At 62.8% G+C, this 17,266-nt stretch carries 15 protein-coding genes; 3 read left to right on the forward strand and 12 right to left on the reverse strand.

Annotation, left to right across the window (positions count from 1 at the left end):
- Window positions 1-111: 111 nt before the first annotated feature.
- From ABEG21_RS09305 to ABEG21_RS09355, 11 genes are all read right to left on the reverse strand, one after another.
- Window positions 112-534 (reverse strand): DUF3613 domain-containing protein, encoded by a 423-nt coding sequence (locus ABEG21_RS09305; RefSeq protein ID WP_347554365.1) that lies wholly within the window; start codon window positions 532-534, stop codon window positions 112-114.
- 29 nt (window positions 535-563) lie between these two features.
- Window positions 564-1,517 carry a tetratricopeptide repeat protein gene (locus tag ABEG21_RS09310; RefSeq protein ID WP_347554366.1) on the reverse strand — a complete coding sequence of 318 codons (954 nt, stop codon included), beginning with the start codon at window positions 1,515-1,517 and terminating at the stop codon, window positions 564-566.
- Window positions 1,514-2,467, reverse strand: coding sequence for a type II secretion system F family protein (locus ABEG21_RS09315; protein WP_347554367.1), 954 nt, complete (start codon window positions 2,465-2,467; stop codon window positions 1,514-1,516). The genes ABEG21_RS09310 and ABEG21_RS09315 overlap by 4 nt, the downstream gene beginning before the upstream one ends.
- Window positions 2,468-2,495: 28 nt before the next feature.
- Window positions 2,496-3,569, reverse strand: a complete 1,074-nt coding sequence (locus ABEG21_RS09320) for a type II secretion system F family protein (protein ID WP_347554368.1) — start codon at window positions 3,567-3,569, stop codon at window positions 2,496-2,498.
- Window positions 3,542-4,984 (reverse strand): CpaF family protein, encoded by a 1,443-nt coding sequence (locus ABEG21_RS09325; RefSeq protein WP_347554369.1) that lies wholly within the window; start codon window positions 4,982-4,984, stop codon window positions 3,542-3,544. The genes ABEG21_RS09320 and ABEG21_RS09325 overlap by 28 nt, the downstream gene beginning before the upstream one ends.
- A 16-nt stretch (window positions 4,985-5,000) precedes the next feature.
- Window positions 5,001-6,287, reverse strand: coding sequence for a hypothetical protein (locus ABEG21_RS09330; RefSeq protein ID WP_347554370.1), 1,287 nt, complete (start codon window positions 6,285-6,287; stop codon window positions 5,001-5,003).
- 33 nt (window positions 6,288-6,320) lie between these two features.
- Window positions 6,321-8,066 (reverse strand): type II and III secretion system protein family protein, encoded by a 1,746-nt coding sequence (locus tag ABEG21_RS09335; protein WP_347554371.1) that lies wholly within the window; start codon window positions 8,064-8,066, stop codon window positions 6,321-6,323.
- On the reverse strand, window positions 8,063-9,205 hold the full coding sequence (cpaB, locus tag ABEG21_RS09340; protein ID WP_347554372.1) for a Flp pilus assembly protein CpaB: 1,143 nt from the start codon (window positions 9,203-9,205) through the stop codon (window positions 8,063-8,065). The genes ABEG21_RS09335 and cpaB overlap by 4 nt, the downstream gene beginning before the upstream one ends.
- A 428-nt stretch (window positions 9,206-9,633) precedes the next feature.
- Window positions 9,634-10,173, reverse strand: coding sequence for a prepilin peptidase (locus ABEG21_RS09345; RefSeq protein ID WP_347554373.1), 540 nt, complete (start codon window positions 10,171-10,173; stop codon window positions 9,634-9,636).
- A 99-nt stretch (window positions 10,174-10,272) separates the two neighbouring features.
- The gene (locus tag ABEG21_RS09350) at window positions 10,273-10,482 is read right to left on the reverse strand and encodes a Flp family type IVb pilin (RefSeq protein ID WP_347554374.1); all 210 of its coding nucleotides are present in this window, start codon (window positions 10,480-10,482) and stop codon (window positions 10,273-10,275) included.
- 186 nt (window positions 10,483-10,668) lie between these two features.
- Entirely contained in the window at window positions 10,669-10,884 is a 216-nt protein-coding gene (locus ABEG21_RS09355; protein WP_347554375.1) for a Flp family type IVb pilin, read from the reverse strand.
- Between the two features lie 724 nt (window positions 10,885-11,608).
- Between ABEG21_RS09355 and ABEG21_RS09360 the strand changes: the two genes are divergently transcribed.
- The 3 genes from ABEG21_RS09360 (at window position 11,609) to ABEG21_RS09370 (ending at window position 16,447) form a co-directional block, all read left to right on the forward strand.
- Window positions 11,609-13,438 carry a collagen-like triple helix repeat-containing protein gene (locus ABEG21_RS09360; protein WP_347554376.1) on the forward strand — a complete coding sequence of 610 codons (1,830 nt, stop codon included), beginning with the start codon at window positions 11,609-11,611 and terminating at the stop codon, window positions 13,436-13,438.
- Between the two features lie 275 nt (window positions 13,439-13,713).
- Window positions 13,714-15,426 carry a POTRA domain-containing protein gene (locus tag ABEG21_RS09365; protein ID WP_347554377.1) on the forward strand — a complete coding sequence of 571 codons (1,713 nt, stop codon included), beginning with the start codon at window positions 13,714-13,716 and terminating at the stop codon, window positions 15,424-15,426.
- Between the two features lie 286 nt (window positions 15,427-15,712).
- Window positions 15,713-16,447, forward strand: coding sequence for a TetR/AcrR family transcriptional regulator (locus ABEG21_RS09370; RefSeq protein ID WP_347554378.1), 735 nt, complete (start codon window positions 15,713-15,715; stop codon window positions 16,445-16,447).
- A gap of 86 nt (window positions 16,448-16,533) precedes the next feature.
- Here the strand turns inward: ABEG21_RS09370 and ABEG21_RS09375 are convergent, their stop codons facing one another.
- Window positions 16,534-17,250 carry an alpha/beta hydrolase gene (locus tag ABEG21_RS09375; protein ID WP_347554379.1) on the reverse strand — a complete coding sequence of 239 codons (717 nt, stop codon included), beginning with the start codon at window positions 17,248-17,250 and terminating at the stop codon, window positions 16,534-16,536.
- Window positions 17,251-17,266: the final 16 nt, after the last annotated feature.

Consider the following 17,266-nt stretch of genomic DNA (forward strand, 5'->3'; position numbering starts at 1 on the left):
GGGTCCCGCCCGACGCGTTTGTGCGCGCATGGTCGGGCGCACGTCTTTAGTCGCTTGCATCATTCTTCTCCGCGCCCTTCTCACAGGCCCCTGCATTTGCTGCGCTAACAGCTATGAACCGCTACTGTCACTACGAACCTTCTGCTGAAAATACTCCGGTACCGCATGCGTGAAGCTATCGGTGTAGCGCTTGTACGCCGCCGATGTCGCATCGCCGGTCATCGCTTGCTGCGGACCGGCCGCCGCACCGCTGACCTGCAAGGCAAGCAAGCCCCGCGTCGCGCTGCCTAGCCCGTCTTGCGCATCCGGATCGCCTGTCCCGCGCGCCCTCTGATTCGCGGGCGCACTGCCCGCGCCGCTGCCGATGCCTTGCGACCAGGCCGGCGTGAACGGCACTGCCACCAGCGCGGCGAACACGACGAACAACGCGACCCACGTCGCCGACGACACAACTTCCGACAACGACTTGCGCGGCCCGCCACGTTGCGTCGACAGCGCGACCGCGCCACGTCCCATCTGCCATTGTTGATTCATGCTCTTACTCCATCCCGTTGCCGGAGAACCTAGCGCGTCTGCGCAAAACGCTGCAATACCGAGCCGCCTTGCCAGGCGAGCGCATCGCGACGAATCGCGCTGTTTTCCGGATCGGCGGCGGCAGCGCGTACGGCGTCTGCCTGCACGGCGCCGTCGGTGCCGTCGTCATCGACACGCGCGACATCGGCCTGCCCCGCCTGCGCGGTCGGGACGCCACCGGCCGCCCGATCACGCGTACTTGCCATCGAAGCGGCCATCGCCCGCGTCGTCTGTTGCGCCTCGGGCGACATCTTCGCCCGCTGCATGACCGTATCGGCTTGCGTCGGCTGCCCCGACAGCATCAGATACAGCGCCAGGTTGGCAATCACCTTCGGGTTCTCCGCGGCCAGTTCCGCTGCCTGCGCCACCGGAATACGCGCACCGGCGATATCGCCATTGAGCATGCGTACGTAGGCCAGATCGTTCAGATAGGACACGTTCGTCGGATCCAGTTCCACGGCGCGCTGCAGCGCGACCATCGCGCCGGCGCGATCGTGTCGTGCCGCCATCGCGCGGCCGATCCCATGCTCGGCGGCCGCCTCGGTATCGCCCTTTGCCCAGGCCTGATAAACGGCGATGGCAAGATCCGGCTGTCCGGTTTCGCGCAACGCATCGGCGCGCAGCAAGGCGATATCGCCGGCCGTGCCGAATTTCTTCTCGAACGCATCGATATGCGCCAGTGAGGCGAAATACAAACCCTTGCTCTGCATCTGCACGATCAGCGACAAATACAAGCCACGGTCATTCGGCGTCTGCGGCTTTTGTTCCGCCTGTTGCCGAGCGATCTGTTGATCGCGCCACACGGTGTCGGCCGTCGTCGTGCGTGCGGCGCAGCCATTCAAAATGCACAATACGCCGGCCAGCACCGACAGTCCGACGACGCCGCGCAATGAAGGCGTACCGCTCGCCGTGCGGCAAGATGGCCCGATGATTTTCGGCTTCATCCCATTCCCCCAAATTGCGACAAACCGCGCAAAATTGCGATGAATCCCGCGCCGCCCGTGACGATGATCAAGGCCGGCAATAACGTCAGAACCATCACACCAGTCATCTTGACCGTCAATTGTCCGATGCGTGCTTTCATATCGAAGCGACGCCGTTCGCGCATCCGATCGCCGAACTGCCGTAACGGTTCCTGCACGCCACCGCCATACCGATCCACCTGCACGATCAGCTCTGCGATGGACGCCATATCTTCGTTCTTGTAGACGGTGGCGAAGCGCGTCAGCGACGACTCGCGCGTTTGCCCGCTACGGTATTGCGCACTCGCGTGGCGCAGCTCCGTCACCAGCACCGGCATCGACGTATTGAAATCCTGCTCGATCAGTTGCATCGCCTGATCAACGCTCAAACCCACGCCCTGCAGCAAACGCAATAGATCGATCAGCAGCGGCAACTCGGTATCGGCGCTCTTGCGGCGTACGCCCGCGCGTTTGCTCATGTACCACTTCGGCCCCATATAACCGAAGCCGAAGCCGAAAAACACCGTCAGACACGCCTCCACCAAGGACTTATCGCCGAACAGAAGATAGCCGCCCAGCGGTAATGCAATACACAAGGCGGCGCGCGCGAGAAAGAACCATGCACGACCCGCCGCGGTGTCCACCCCGCATTGGTCCAACAGCACACGGTCTTCATCGGCAACAAGCGACTGACCGATCGACGTGGCCAGCCCCTTGATGCCGATCTCCTCGATGCGGTCGCGCCAGCCCTGCCGTTTCGACGGTTTCGCCGACACCGCCTTGCCGGCACGCGCGGCAACGGCCTCGTCCAGGCGCATCGAGCGCTTGCGCAGCGACCGCGCGCGCGAAATCAAAGCCGCGCCCATCACCGCTGCCGCCAGGGCGGCGAGGATGAGCGCCAATGCGATCAGCCCTTCAGTAGTGGCATTCATCGTTTCAGGTCCATTGGCCGGTTCACGCTCACACCGACTTCGCCATTCGATAAAGCATGAAACTGCCGATAATCTGCAGGCACGCCGCGCCGATCAACATTCGTGACCCTATCGGGTCCTCCCACATGCCAAGGAAGAATCGCGGGTTGAAACACATCAGAAACAGCACGACCGCCAGCGGCAAGGCGCCCAGAATCCAGGCCGACAACCGCGTTTCGGCCGACAGGGCAACCAACTCATCGTGCGCCTGCTCGGTATCGCGCATGAAGCCGGCGATGCGCTCCAGCACCTGGTCGCTTCTGCCGCCGTATTTCGTCGAGACGCCCAAGATCGCCCCAATCATCTGCAATTGCTGAATGCCATACAGGCGCGCGACCTGCTTCACCGCACTATCCAATTCGATGCCGGCGCGGTTCATCTGCGCCGCTCGTTCCACGATGGCGCCCAGCGGCAGCGCAGTCTTCGATGCCAGTTGCTGAAACGCCGAATTCAAGCTTGTGCCCACGGTGACCTGTCGGACCATCAGATCCAGAAAGACCGGCAACTGCCGCACGATACGATTACGTCGACGACCGATTGCCATATGCAGCAGGAAGGCGCACACGGCCACGCCGAATACCAAGGCGAGCGCGCCCATCTGCCAGCCGACCAACAACCAGGCCATCGCGGCGAGCCCGGCGATCAGACCGACGCGGATCGCCAGCCAGCTCCCCGGCGTCACGATATTCGCGCGCAGCACGAGGCTTTCGATCATCGGCGACTGCATCACGCGGGCAACCGCCTGCCGTATCGGCGACCCGGTATCGCCCTTCTTGCCGCGATTGCCTGCCGCGCCATTGCCGTTGCCCGCCGCATTTCCCGACGCCGCACCCCGCCCGCCATTCCCATTGCCATTGACGTCTAGCGTGCCGGCGCGGCCGCCGGGGGGCGCCGGCATCCGCGCCGCCTCGATGCGTCGATCGACGAAGGCGCCGGCGTGCTGCGCCCGCTTGCGTTCGACGCGCTGCGAGTGCCAGATCACGATGCCCGCGGCCGCAAGCAACACGGCGGCGAGCAACAACATCGTGCTGCCCATCATTTCCTCCCGAACCAGCCACCCCACGACTGACCCTCATTGTTCCCGCCGCTGCCGCCACCGCCCTTGCCGCCCTGCGGCATGCCGGGACCGCCTCGATCGCCCTCCCGGCCACCGTTACCGTCACCGCCTTCCTGAAACGCATTGCCGGGCAGCAGTTGGTCGCGAAAACGCGCCAGCTTCGGCGTATGCGGCGCCACGCCTAGCGCATGCCACATATCGCTTTCCTGGCCATCGCCATCGACCTGCGTCTCGTGGCGGAAAAGTTCCTGCGTCGTGACGATGTTGTCGCCATAGCCGGTGACTTCCGTCACCGACAGAATGCGTCGCTGACCACCGGGCAGACGACCGATCTGAATGATGAAGTCCAGCGCGCTGGCGATCTGACGGCGCAAGCTGCTTTCGCTGCCGACATAGCCGGCGAAACCGGCCAGCATCTCGATGCGGTACAGGCATTCGCGCGGGTTGTTCGCGTGGATCGTCGCCATCGAGCCGTCGTGACCGGTGTTCATCGCCTGCAGCATTTCCAGAACCTCGGCCCCGCGCACTTCGCCCACGACGACGCGATCGGGGCGCATCCGCAAGCTGTTGCGGATCAAATCGCGAATCGTCACCTCGCCACTGCCTTCGAACGTGCCATGCCGACTTTCCAGACGCACCACATGCGGGTGGTTCAGCGACAACTCGGCGGTGTCCTCGACCGTCAGGATCCGCTCCGCCTCGTTGATGAAACTCGCCAGCGCGTTCAGCAGCGAGGTCTTCCCCGAGCTGGTACCGCCTGACACGAGAATGTTGCAGCGCCCTTTCACCGCCAGACGCAGCAGTTGATAAATACCGCGGTCCATCGTGCCCATCGTCAACAACTCTTCGGGTGTCAGCGGCTGCTTGCGAAACTTCCGAATCGACACCATCGGGCCGTCCACCGCCAACGGTTCGATCACCACGTTCAGGCGACCGCCGTCGGGCAGCCGCGCATCAACCATCGGATTCGATTCGTCGATGCGCCGCCCGAGGGGCGCTAGCACACGCCGCACGATCCGCAGGACATGCTGGTTATCGGCGAAGCGGACGGCCTCGCGGCGCAGCACGCCTTTTCGGGATACGAAGATATCCTCGAAACCGTTGATCAGAATGTCCTCGACACCCGGATCCTGCAGCAGGTCTTCCAAGGGGCCGAGGCCGACCAGTTCCTTTGTCAACGAGTCGACGACGATCTTCAGCTCATTCTCGTTGAGGCCGACGCGTCGCAATCGCACGTAGGCGTCGACCTCCAACTCGACGAACTGTTCGATGGCCCGGCGCGACCATCGACCGAACTCGGTGCCCAGTTCCTCGATCCGACTCAGCAGATGGGCATGGACCGCGGCCTTGATTTCCACGAAGCGCTGCGATTGGGTGAAGCCTGGCGTGCTGTCGTCAGCAAACTCGATTTCGTTCAACATCTGCCTCTCCAAAGAGCTAACCGCGCCGCCACAACTTGCTGACGTTCGACCAGGCATTGCCGTTGCGCGCACCCGGCAACGCCGCCGCGCCGATCGACAGGCCGCCGGCCTCGACCGCCAGTGCCTGGACCATCTCGATAAATCGCTGCACGCCCCGCACATACGGATCCTGCTTGCTGCCGGTCAATAACTGTCCGAGCGACGCCGCCCGCCCCAAGGCCAGTCGTCGATCCGGCAGCGTCCCGCCGAGCGCGATCGAAAAGCGTTCGGTCAATTGCGCCGCCGCCATGCCATAACTCTCGTCGTATTTATTGACCACCAGACGCAAGGCCTTGCGGTCGACCGAGCGCTCGTCGAGCTGCGAAAGCAGCTCCGACAAGGACACCACCGACGCAATCCCCTGGTCCGTCAGCACCAATTTGAGATCGGCCATGTTCAGGACGCTGGCGGTCAGATCGGCGCTGCCGGCGCCGCCCAGATCGACGATGATGGCGTCGAAATAGCGACGAATCTGATCGACCAGCGAGACCGCATCGGCCTGCGGTAGGGAACGCATCCGACTGAGATCGGCGGGCAGCGCGAGGACACTGACGCCTTTCGGCGACACCGGCAAGGCGGTGCGAACCAGCGTTTCGTCAAGCCGACTCAGCGCGGTGACCGCATCGGCAAAGTCGAAGCCGGTCGGCGTATTGGTATAAAGCAGCCCGTCGCCCACCGGCAGCCCGAGATCGAGCAAGGCCACGCGACGCGGCGCGTTTTCTTCCTCGGCAAGCATCGTCGCCAGATGCGTAGCCAATGTGCTGGTGCCAACGCCGATGCGGGCTCCGGCAATCGCGATGGTGACGGCGCGTCGGGTCGACGCACTCAGCTTGTCCGTCAGCTTCGTTACCGAGGCCCGCATCACGTCGGCAGGCCCTTCGAGATCGAGAAAATCCGCCACGCCGCTGCGCAACGCCGTCAAGGTCATCGTCGCATCGCTAGCGTTGCCGACCCCGATCAACAGCGCGTCGGGTAGGCAACGACGCAAGGTTTCCACCACTGCCTGCGGTGCCAAGGCGCCGTCCGGAAGTGCGTCGGCCGCCGCGCTCGATCCGGTGGGCGCCGTGAAATCCACAAAGGCCAGCGCCGGTTTCAGGATGACCACGGAACGCGTGATGTAGGCCGCGTCGCCGGCCAGACGATCCACGCGTCCGAGGCCATCGAGTGCACGCGACAACACGTCCGCACGCTGCGCCGACGGCGTGAAGAACACGAAATTCTGTGCGCGCGACAGCACGCGCGGTTGTTCGAAGTTTTTGTCCATGACCTGCGTGACCTACCCCTCGGCAACTGACGTTCAGCGACTGAACCCCGGTACATCGTTACCGGACCCCGGACCCCGCAGGAAACTGCCCCAGACGGGCTGCGTGCTCGAATCGCGTCCGGCACCGGGCAGCGGCAATGCCACGCCTTTAGCAATCGGTTTCACCAGATGCGGCGTCACCAGAATCACCAATTCCCGGTCGTCCTGCGTGTAACTCAAATTCTTGAAAAACACGCCGATGATGGGCAGATCGCCCAGCAACGGCACCTTGTTGACACTTGCCACCGTCGAGCGCGACACCAGACCGCCGATGATGAAACTTTCGCCATCGCCCAACTGCACCGTCGTGTCGGCGCGCCGCGTCGTGATGGCCGGAATCGAGATCCCGGACTCCGTGATCGCGTGCGTGTAGTCGAGATCGCTCGCCTCCGGCGCCACCTTCAAGGCGATTTGTCCCGGCCCCAACACCGTCGGCGTCACCGTCAGACCGACACCGAACTGCTTGTAGACGATCGTCGTCGTTCCCAGGCCACCGGACTGCGGCACCGGCAACTCCCCCCCGGCGAGAAAACTCGCCGACTGGCCGGAGAGCGCTACCAACGTCGGTTCCGCCAAGACTCGCGCGAGTCCGTTCGTCTCCATGATGCTGAGGTTGCCGAACAGACCATTCGCGAAGGGACCCGCCACCAAATTGAATGCACTTGCGAGATTCGTGCCGACACTGCTGCCGAACGAAACGCCGGTTGTCGACGGCGAATACGTGCTGAGCTGGCTCGGACCGAATACGCCGAAACCGAAGCCGTTCGAGCGCGTCGAGAACAGATTGAATCCGGCCTCCTTCAGCACCGACTTACTGAATTCCACGACCTTGACGTCGACTTGCACCACCCCGCCCGTGCCGACCGTCGAGCGGTCGAGCACTTTCGCGCCGGACTGTTGCGCGACGGCCAAGGCCGCCTGGTGATCCGCGGCAGACGCCATCTGACCACTCAATACCGCCGTGTCGCCGTACACCTGCACCGACCCGCCGGTATTCGATAGCAAGGCATCCGCCGACAGGGCCCGCACGGTAATGGCCACCTCGCGCGGTGCGGTACGATTACGCTCCCAGATCGACAACCGCGTCGCCCCTGGTTTTTTCGCCACGATCAGAATGCCGCCGGTGATCGGTTGCACGTCGGCAACCGCCGAATCCCCCACCGCGACGCGCGTCAATTGCGCGGCAGGCAGGATGCGTTGCTCACTGACCACCATCGCAAAGGGCAAGGGATCCGGCGCCGACTGACTCAGCACCGCTCCGGCCGCCACCACAGCACCGGTTGCGGCACCGCTCGACCGGCTTGCCTGCGTAGCGGCACGATGTTGATTACGCGCCAGCGTCCGCTGACGGGCGGTGGTCGCGTTTTGCCGCGGTCGCGATGTCCGTCCCGCTGCCGGCTCGGCCGCCGTCGGCGTGCTGTCGGACACGCGAAGGGGTGTTACGGCCGGGGCGGTCAGATCGCTGACCGGCGCGGACCCCGACATCGGCGCGAGATCCGGCGTCCGCGTCGCGCTGCGGACGGTGGTTTGCGCTTCCGTGCCGGCGGTCGACACGGCCAGTCCCAGCACCATGGCGGTCCATGCGGCTCCTGCGATGCGGCGCCGCGCGGGGGCAGCGCCTTTCGATGTCTGCAACGGTCGTCTCCTGCGGTTCTCCACGTGCAGCGCACACTGCGCATACCCCGCCGTCACGGCGCGGACGCCCTTCTTGATACGATCCGTCAACCTCGGTCGGCTCATCGCGCGCCTCCCGACCCATTCATCAAGCCGGCCGGCAGCGGCGGCGGCGTTGTCCCGGCACCCCCGTCCGTCGCCGCAGGCATCGACTGTCCCGCTGTCCCGCCGGATGTGCGACCGGTCGTGCCGTTTGCCGCTTCGTGGCTGATATCGGTACCGCGAATCACTTCCACGAGACCCGGCGCCCGGCCACCCGCGCGCGGCGTGCGCACCGTTGGCACGGCGCTGGGCAGCGGAACCGCCGACATCGGCGATGACAGACCGCCACCCAGGCCCAAGGTGTCGATACCGGCATAGGCGCGGTTATCCGGATCGAGCAAGCGACTGCGTTCGGTGGCGGGCAGGTCGGAACGCGCCCGCACCACCGGTGCCGGCGCCTGGAACAACGCGCTTTGCACGACGCCGCTGTCTTCGGGATAACGTAATGCGAGGGTCAGGCGACCTGCCTGCGTCGCCAGCACCAGGGCATCGACATCTTCGACCGGCACGGCCAAAACGGCACTGCGTGCCATCTGCCGTTGCTGATCGATCATCGCCTGTGAATTGGTGCCGGGCGCCGGCGTGCCGCCTTGAGCGGCCGGTGCGGCTCCATTTGTCAAAGAACTCGCGCCATAAGCCAGGACGCGCGCGCGCGATACGAGCAGACGCGCGATATTGCGATCGCTCGGGCCGCCCCCCGCGCCCGCCGTACCGGCTTCAGGCGCCTTCATCGTGAAGAACACATCGACATAGTCGCCGGCCTGGATGGCGTTGCCGGCTCCGCTGACCTCGTCCACCGGCACAGCCACGCCACGTTCGCCGGCCTTCAATGTCAATGTCAGTCCTTGCGCCAAACCATTGATCGTCAATGGCAAACCGGTATCGATCGGCACACGGGGAATATGACCGACAACTTCCTCGACCTTGGTATAGGCCCCGGTGGGCTGAACCGGCAACTGCACGACGCGTACGGCGTCAGCCGAGATCGCCTGGCCTGCGGGCAAAAGTTGAGAGGCGATCACGACGGGGAAAGTCGCCACCGGCGTGACGGCTGTGCCCAGTGCGGCCGGCGCTGGCCGCCTGCCGACGAAAATCGACAAGACCCCCAGCAAAATCGCCAAAATGACCAGGGCCGCTGCAATGAGTTTGGTAGGCGTGCTCATCGGCAAACCTCCTCATGCAGCCTGGGGGCAACGATAATCGCCAGGCACGGCGCCGTCGGTGCTGAGCGCGCATTGCATTGCGCGACATCATCACACACGAGCCCTTCAGGCCCGGGACACCGATGCTGCGCAAACGGTCTTGCCATGCTGTCTTTCCTTGCGCTGCGTCGCCCGGGGCGCGACGCGCCAATTGGACTTGCCGACTTGACATCGCATACGGATCACGCCCCATGTGATCCCCTGCCAAGCCCTGTACCTTCTTTGTTTTTATCGACCGCGGCGTTGTCACCGTCGATCCTTGCCCCGCCAGCACACGCTACGCACTTCAGTCGGCTGTTTACCGCGCTGCATACAAGCGTGCCTTGCCGCGCTACTACCGTATTGCCAGGCTCCGATCCGAGACGCGTCACGCATGCCAACGCCGTCACTCAACGCAAATGCAACATCGACCACCACCCCAGCACGGCACCGATCGCGAGGTAGGCCGCGTAGGGAATGCCCTTTCGACCTTGCCGCATCCGTACAACAAACCGTTCGACGCGGTGCACTTTTTCCGAACCCGTCAGGGTCCCGACCAGACGTTGTCCGCCGCTGGCCGCCAGCACCATGCCCGGAATTTCGGGATTGGCGCGCAATCGCAAGGCGACCACACTGTGCAAGCCCGCGAGCAAACTCCCGATGATCCACGCCGTCAGGAAAGCCGTCGGCCCGGTCATCAAACCGAGCAGTGCACCGAACTTCACATCACCCGCGCCCATCAGACGAACCGCATAGAAAGGCAGCAAACATACCGCCGCGAGCAAGAAGCCGGCACCGGCCTGCACCCACCCTGTCGCAAACGGGCTCGACGCGGTCAATGCACATTGCATCGCCGCGCAGACAATCAAAAAGGGATTTGGTACGCGACGCGCAACCAAGTCCCATCCAGTGACGACCACACAGCTGAAGAACAGCAACGGAATCTGCATTCCCTCGCAAACCTTGACGTTAGACCATGCTTCAACCGCCTCGCGCTCGCTCGGACGCTCGTTCAGACCGCTGGAGCGACACGTCTAAGGACAAACGGGTCAGGAGCCTGCGGGAATCTTGCCGCTGAGGTTCGTGAACAAAGTACTGAGCTTCCCACCCAATGCGGTGACGCCGCCGATGATCACGACAGCAATCAGCCCTGCAATCAGGCCATATTCAATCGCGGTGGCGCCGGTCTCATCCTGGGCAAAGTGCTTAACCTGTGCAACCGATTTGTCCGTGACTTGCTTCAAGATTTCAAAAGACATGATTCACCTCGATTCAACTTGGCTTACAACCGGCCGCGCTACCGCCGGCTTGCGTCACCAAAGCACACAAAAAAGACGCTCTACACCACAAACGTCAACGACACTTCCTTAACTTCACGCAGCAACGCGGAACGACTGCATCGCTTCCTGCCCACGCCGACGTCCCGGTCGCCACGATCCGAAAGGTCAGCCCCCCGCCTTCGTGGCTTGGGCCCCAATCGTCGTTGCCACATTCGAGAACATCGTGCCCAGATTGCCACCCAATGTCGTCAGCGCCGCGATGATCGCCACCGCGATCAATCCCGCGATCAACCCATATTCAATCGCCGTGGCGCCCGTTTCGTCCTGCGCAAACGTTTGAATGCGGGATTTCACCAATTGAGAAAGTTCACCGTTCATCATGGCCAACCTTTTAAAAGAGCTTTTTTATCGGATCGTGCATCTGCTCTCAACCAGGCTGTGCTGACGATTAATACAGAGAGCACCAAAGTACACCCCGTTCCAGCCTGATCGAGCCCGTCGACATCATTAACAGAGTGACGTCGCCCACCCTCCACCGACTGCCACACATCGAACCGCTGAAAAAATCAGAAAATCGAGTCCACGACCTTAATTTGCCACACCCCATTCAAGATCGCAACGTTTCTCGCAATGGATTCAACAAAGCAAACGCGCCTTTTACTGTGAATACAACAAAATAACTACGGCATGTGAGGCGATGCCCATCACAATACATCAATCACTCAACATACTGTTTTACAAAGACTTTATTTTATTTAATCGTTCGTTTAATTCAATCGAAAGCTGCATCTTTAAATGACTATTCGTGTAGTCAATATAAAATAAACAGTCGTTTGAATAAAACGGACAAACGATTATAAGCCGGGGTTTGTTTTTCAAAACGCCGCCTCGTTACGACGTCACGTTACATCACTCGTTCAAACGCCCGTAACTAGCCGTTACCGTTACACCACAAATCGCAATTCGATATTTAAAAAAACCTTTCAAGTCCTTTGTTTTTCTTGGCTCCTCGGCTAATCTAAATATGAACAGACGCCTCACCGAAACTGCTGGTATTGGAATTGCATTAGCGGAGATGCGGAAACAACCTCGACGGAGATATACCGTGCTATATCAAGAACGCATCTTTCAAAAGACCCTGCTGGCTACGGCAATATCGGCATTATTGGCGCTTGGCGCCTGCGGCGGGAGTGGCTCCGTCGGCCATGCGTCCAGCGGCAGCGGGACGCAGACGACGGGTACCGGCTCGAGTACCGGCGCAACAGGTACGGGCGCCAACACGCCCGGCAGTGGCGGCGGCGACACCACGACCACGACGGCGACCAACGGCCTTGCTACCGTCGTCAAGACGACCGGCAATATCGTGACAGGCGCTGGCAACACGGTTTCCGCGCTTGGCAGCACGGTGGGTGGCACCGGCCTCGTCGATTCGACGCTCGGTACAACGGGCGTCGATACCGCGACCGGCAATGTGGTCAGCGACGTCGGCACCACGGTTGCCACGGTGGGCAGCAGTTTGGCCAGCGGCCTGGGACAAATCGGCACGTCGACGGATCCCGTCGGCACGACGCTCGGCGTGATCCCGGCGACGCTGAACAATACGGCGACGACGGTTCAAGATGCCGGCGCGCTGGTCGGCAGTCTGGGCACCGGCAGTCTGGCGGGTCTTGCGCCGATTACCGCAACGGTGGACAGCGTCGCCGGCACGACGGGCGGATTGATTTCGGACGTCGCAACGTCGCTCGGCAACACGGTTGCCGGTGCCGGGGTGGAAAACGTGACGACCGGCGTGTCCAGCGTCATCACGCCGATCACCGCCTCGCTCTCGAATACGACGCAGCAAGTGGGTGACGCGCTGGGCGTGGGCGGAACCTTGACGAACGTGTTGACGACCGTCGGCAACTCGCTCGGGACTGCCGGCACGGCCATCGCTGGCGGCAGCACCGGCACGCTCGCCAGCAATTTGGGCGGGACGGTCGGCGACGTGGGAACGACGGTTACCGGCGTTGGTGGACTATTGAGTAGTGCGAACAACACGGGCGGCGATGGCGGTACGTCACTTGCCACGTTGCTCGGTCCGGTGACGTCGGTACTGTCCGGACTGACCGGCGGCGCCGCATCGTCGACGCCGCTTGGTGGCCTCGATCTGACGCCGGTCACGACGACGCTGGCAGGCTTGGGTAGCACATTAAGTGGCGCGCTGTCCGGCGTATCGGGCGGCACCGGCACGAGCGGGCTTGCCAGCACGATCGGCACTGTTACCACGCCCGTCACGGTCCTGTTGTCCGATCTGCCGACCGCCCTCTCCGGTAGCACCGGTACCGGCTCGTCCTTGTTGGCACCGATTACGACGATCGTCGCCGGCGCAACTTCCGGTTTGAGTGACGGTAGCACCACGGGCCTGCTCGCCCCCGTTACCTCGCTGGCCTCGAACCTGACGTCGGGTACGACGGCGGGCGTTTTGAGTCCCGTCACGACCTTGGCATCGAATCTGACCTCGGGTGCGAACGGCGGCTTGACGACAATCGTGTCCGGCGTGACTACCGGCGGATCGACGGGCTCGCTGACTAGCGTGTTGACGCCGGTGACTTCACTGGTGGCAGGCGTGACATCGACGGCCGGCACGACGTTGGGTGCGGTGGGTACAACGGTGGGTAGTACGTTGAACAGCGTCACGTCGACGTTGGGCAGCACGTTGAACTCGGTCGCCAGCCTGGTTCCGGTTACGACGGTAGCCGCCGGTGCCGGTGCGACCGTCAATACGGCCGGCCTCGGTGGTGCCGTCACCAGTGTCGTGTCGGGTGTGGGTGGCGTCGTCAGCGGCTTGACCGGTGGAACGACGACCAGCTCGACGACCGCCACGGCGGGCACCGGGACGCTCGGCAGCAGCATCGGCTCCTTGTTGAACTCGACGGGGTCCTTGTTGCGTCACTAAGTGGCAAACAACCGGACGGGTGCGAACGTCGCCCTTGTGCGGCTGAGCGATTGCAGGTGAGGATGCGCGGGAGCAACTGACCCAAGGCCCGAACGGCAAGCGCTTGCAGTAGAAGACTATCGCAGGTCTGCGTGGTCCGTCGGTCAGATCGACGGCCTGTAGTCGAGGTGCCTCCGGGCCTCCCCGATCTCCACGTACCACGACGGCTGAAGGGCATCTCGGCAAGAGATATCCATTCGGTCGGCGCGGTCGTGTCGTGCGACGAACACCGACAGATGACATATCGTTTTCCGACCTGCTACCCGATTTATGCCCCGACGCTGATGACGGGCATGGCTTGCCTCTGCGCCGCTTTGATGCCGGGCGCTGCGTTGGCACAGGCACGCATCAGCGGTAACGGTCTACAGAGCTTGCCGCGGGTCACCCCTCCGCCCGCTCAGAAGGTCAATATCACCGTCGATACTCCGGAACCGAACACGATGGAAGGATTGCTATCGAAGACGATCGTGCCGAAGTCGATTCGCCTCGAAGGCGTCAAGAGCATCCCCTTCGACGAAGCGTCGGCGGCGTTCACTGGCTTTGTCGGCAAGCCGACGACGATCCAGCAACTGATCGAGGCAGCGAACGCGGTCACGAAACGCTACCAGGAGCATGGCTTCGCGCTGTCGTTCGCCTTCGTTCCGGCGCAGGACTTCGCCAACGGCGTCGTACGCGTGGTGGCGGTCGAGGGCTATGTTTCGAAAGTCACGATCGATGGCAAGGTCGGCAATGCCGAGCGCCATCTGCGGGCCATTGCCGATCACCTGTTGAACCAGCGCCCGCTACGGCGCGAAGCATTCGAACGCTACACCGCCCTACTGGGCCAGATTCCGGGTTTGAAGGTGGCCGCGAACATCGCGCCGCCGCAGAGCACCGATGGCGCGACCGAGATGAAACTGAGCGTCGTGCGTCAGAAGATCGGTTTCACGACCGGCGTGTCCTTGAATCAACCCGGCATCCAGGGTCTGTTCACGATCTCGGAAAATGGTTTGCTGTCGCTCGGCGAACAATTAAGCATTTCCGCGCTGGCGCCGCGCGGCCGCGACGGGCAGACCTACTTCGGCGTCAACTACACCCAGCCGATCGGCAGCGACGGCCTGACGGCCAAAGTGGACGCCTCACGCTTCAGCGGCGAGCCGCGCACCACGCCGGGCTTGGCGTCCAATGTGCATCGACGCACCGAACAGGATCGCGTCGGCGTGACGCTCAGCTATCCGATCATCTTGAATAACACGCGCTCGTTGACGGTGAACGGCTCCGGTTATGCGGTGCGCAATGACGACCGCTATTCTGCCGACGGTGGTGCCATCGTCGGGCTGCGCTCGCAATCGCGTGTCCTGCAGACTGAAATCGTTTACGCGGAGAGTCAGCCCAAGTTATCGCGGCGCGTCAGTCTAACGGTTGGGAAAGGGATCGATGCGCTGGGCGCGTCCCGCGAAGGCTATACCAATGTGATCGGCGCGACGGTAGCGAATCCCGTCGATCTGAGCTTTTTCCGCATCGGCGCTTCGGCGATGCAAACGAATCAATGGCCGCTGGGTTTTGCGACGGTGGTTTCCGCGACGGGTCAGTACAGCGCGCAAGCTCTCCCCACCAGCGAACAGATCACGTTCGGCGGGCAACGCTATGCGCTGGCTTACCAGCCTGGCGAGGCCGCGGGCGACAAAGGCTGGGGGACATCGGCGGAGTTGAACCGGACCTTCACCTTTTCGATGAAGTACTTGAAGACATGGGTCCCGTACATCTCGTACGCGCTCGCGCGGACCTATCTGAATGTACCGGGGACGTTGCCGCTGGATCTACAGTCGTTGGCGCTGGGCTTCCGCGTCAGCGACAGTCGCTTCTACTCGCTTGATCTCTCCGTCGCGCAACCTGTAGGGGATAAACCCTCGGGCAGCAGCACGCGTAGCCCCCGAGTAAACGCAACCTTCTCCTATCAGCTGGACTAATTATGAGAAAGTGGTACTGTCTTAGTATTCTGCCCTTGCTCGGCCTGCAGGTTTGGTGCTGCAAACGTTTGCGCAATTAGTTCGCCGACCTGCGGTGCGAAGAAAATGGCACGCGGCGGGTCATGTCACGGCATTGTCGTGGCCCGGACCGATGGCGTGCCGTCGCAGTACGTATCACGTTTTACCCTCTTGCAGTCCGGAACAATGATAAAGCGAGACACCAACATCGCGAAATCGTCCGGGCACCAGCAGGATCCACATGTTGCATTCATTCGAGAGGTAAGCCATGGATCGCGTATCGAGTGACGATTCATCCAGGAACACGAAGGCCCGCTTGCTGGATGCCGCCGAGCAGTTGTACACCCGCTCCGGTCCCGACAGCCTGTCTTTGCGCGACCTGACGGAACACGCCGGCGTCAATCTAGCTGCGGTGAACTATCACTTCGGCTCGAAAAACGCCTTGGTCTGTGCGATGGTCGCCCGACGGCTCGATGTCATCAACGAGTCGCGACTCGCCGAACTGACGCGGCTGGAAGCAGCATTGGGCGACCAGTTGCGCAGCGAGCACATCATGACCGTCCTCGCCAAGAGCCTGATGCAGGATTCGTTCGACATCATCGAGGCGCCGGAGCAACGGGATTTCATGATCCGTGTCGGCACCGATCTGTCCCAGCCCTTGCGCCAGTTCCTGACTCAGCGTTATGCACATGTCGAAACGCGCTTTGTCACCGCGTTCTGCCGTAGCACGCCTTGGCTGGATGCGAATACGGTGCGCTGGCATCTCAATACGCTGGCCTTCGCATTGCCGGGCGTCGGCCTGAATGCGAACACGCTGTTGATGATCAGCCAGGCGGTGACCGATCACGGCATGACGAAGGCCAGTACGCTGACGCTCCTGTCCTCGACGATGCGTACGTTGCTCGGCACGCGTGACGGCTTGCACGATGTAGCGCCGCAGTCGGCGGTGCTCGACGCCGTCTACCCTGCAGCGTCGCAGGGTCACGCCCTCGCCGCCGCGTAACGCGAGAGACGCGAAAGGCGCAAGGCCGCGCCGCGTCGTTCGATGCGAATCGGCAAGCGTCCGCCGCCTCGTCGGCGGCGGCTGATTCAGTGCGTCGCGAGTCGTTCGACCAGCCAGGCGCCGATATCGGCGATCTCCTGCGGGTGCACCGAATGGCCCATCGGATAGGTCCGCCACTGGACCGGATGGCCGGTCTCGCGCGCCGACTCGGCGGCCCGCTCGCCCAGAGACAAGGGCACGACCGCGTCCTCGATGCCGTGCGCCGCGAATACCGGCGTGCTAACGCTGCCGGTGCGCCCCTCTTCGGCCACGATCGTCGGTGCCGGAATATACGTCGAAAGCGCCAGGATGCCGCCGAGCGGTTCCGGATGCGTCATGCCGGTCGTATAAGCGATCGCGCCGCCTTGTGAAAATCCCGCGACGATAATGCGCGACGCAGCGATGCCGCGCGCTTGCTCCTGCTTGATCCACGCGCGCACCGCGTCCCGCGAGGCGCGCACGCCGGCGTCGTCCGCATGTCGCTTGTCGTCGTCGACCGAGACGATGTCGTACCACGCACGCATCACATAGCCGTTGTTCCAGGTGACCGGCATCCGTCGCGCATGCGGGAAAATGAAACGAATCGGCAGGCTTGCCGGCAAACGCAATTCCGGAACGATCGGCACGAAATCGCTGCCATCGGCACCAAGACCGTGCAGCCAGATCACACTCGCGCTCGGGTTCGCACCGGATTCGATTTCAATGGGTGCTTCATAGTCGAGAGCCGGCGACGGCGAACCATCGGCGTGGTTGAAAGAAGACATCGTTGTACGCTCCTGG

The sequence above is a fragment of the Robbsia sp. KACC 23696 genome, assembly GCF_039852015.1.
Lineage (GTDB): Bacteria > Pseudomonadota > Gammaproteobacteria > Burkholderiales > Burkholderiaceae > Robbsia.

What these genes read in the sequence shown, in the direction of transcription:
- ABEG21_RS09305 (WP_347554365.1), bottom strand. Translation starts at nt 534, where the DNA reads ATGAATCAACAATGGCAGATGGGACGTGGCGCGGTCGCGCTGTCGACG.
- ABEG21_RS09310 (WP_347554366.1), bottom strand. Translation starts at nt 1,517, where the DNA reads ATGAAGCCGAAAATCATCGGGCCATCTTGCCGCACGGCGAGCGGTACG.
- ABEG21_RS09315 (WP_347554367.1), bottom strand. Translation starts at nt 2,467, where the DNA reads ATGAATGCCACTACTGAAGGGCTGATCGCATTGGCGCTCATCCTCGCC.
- ABEG21_RS09325 (WP_347554369.1), bottom strand. Translation starts at nt 4,984, where the DNA reads ATGTTGAACGAAATCGAGTTTGCTGACGACAGCACGCCAGGCTTCACC.
- ABEG21_RS09330 (WP_347554370.1), bottom strand. Translation starts at nt 6,287, where the DNA reads ATGGACAAAAACTTCGAACAACCGCGCGTGCTGTCGCGCGCACAGAAT.
- ABEG21_RS09335 (WP_347554371.1), bottom strand. Translation starts at nt 8,066, where the DNA reads ATGAGCCGACCGAGGTTGACGGATCGTATCAAGAAGGGCGTCCGCGCC.
- cpaB (WP_347554372.1), bottom strand. Translation starts at nt 9,205, where the DNA reads ATGAGCACGCCTACCAAACTCATTGCAGCGGCCCTGGTCATTTTGGCG.
- ABEG21_RS09345 (WP_347554373.1), bottom strand. Translation starts at nt 10,173, where the DNA reads ATGCAGATTCCGTTGCTGTTCTTCAGCTGTGTGGTCGTCACTGGATGG.
- ABEG21_RS09350 (WP_347554374.1), bottom strand. Translation starts at nt 10,482, where the DNA reads ATGTCTTTTGAAATCTTGAAGCAAGTCACGGACAAATCGGTTGCACAG.
- ABEG21_RS09355 (WP_347554375.1), bottom strand. Translation starts at nt 10,884, where the DNA reads ATGATGAACGGTGAACTTTCTCAATTGGTGAAATCCCGCATTCAAACG.
- ABEG21_RS09365 (WP_347554377.1), top strand. Translation starts at nt 13,714, where the DNA reads ATGACATATCGTTTTCCGACCTGCTACCCGATTTATGCCCCGACGCTG.
- ABEG21_RS09370 (WP_347554378.1), top strand. Translation starts at nt 15,713, where the DNA reads ATGGATCGCGTATCGAGTGACGATTCATCCAGGAACACGAAGGCCCGC.
- ABEG21_RS09375 (WP_347554379.1), bottom strand. Translation starts at nt 17,250, where the DNA reads ATGTCTTCTTTCAACCACGCCGATGGTTCGCCGTCGCCGGCTCTCGAC.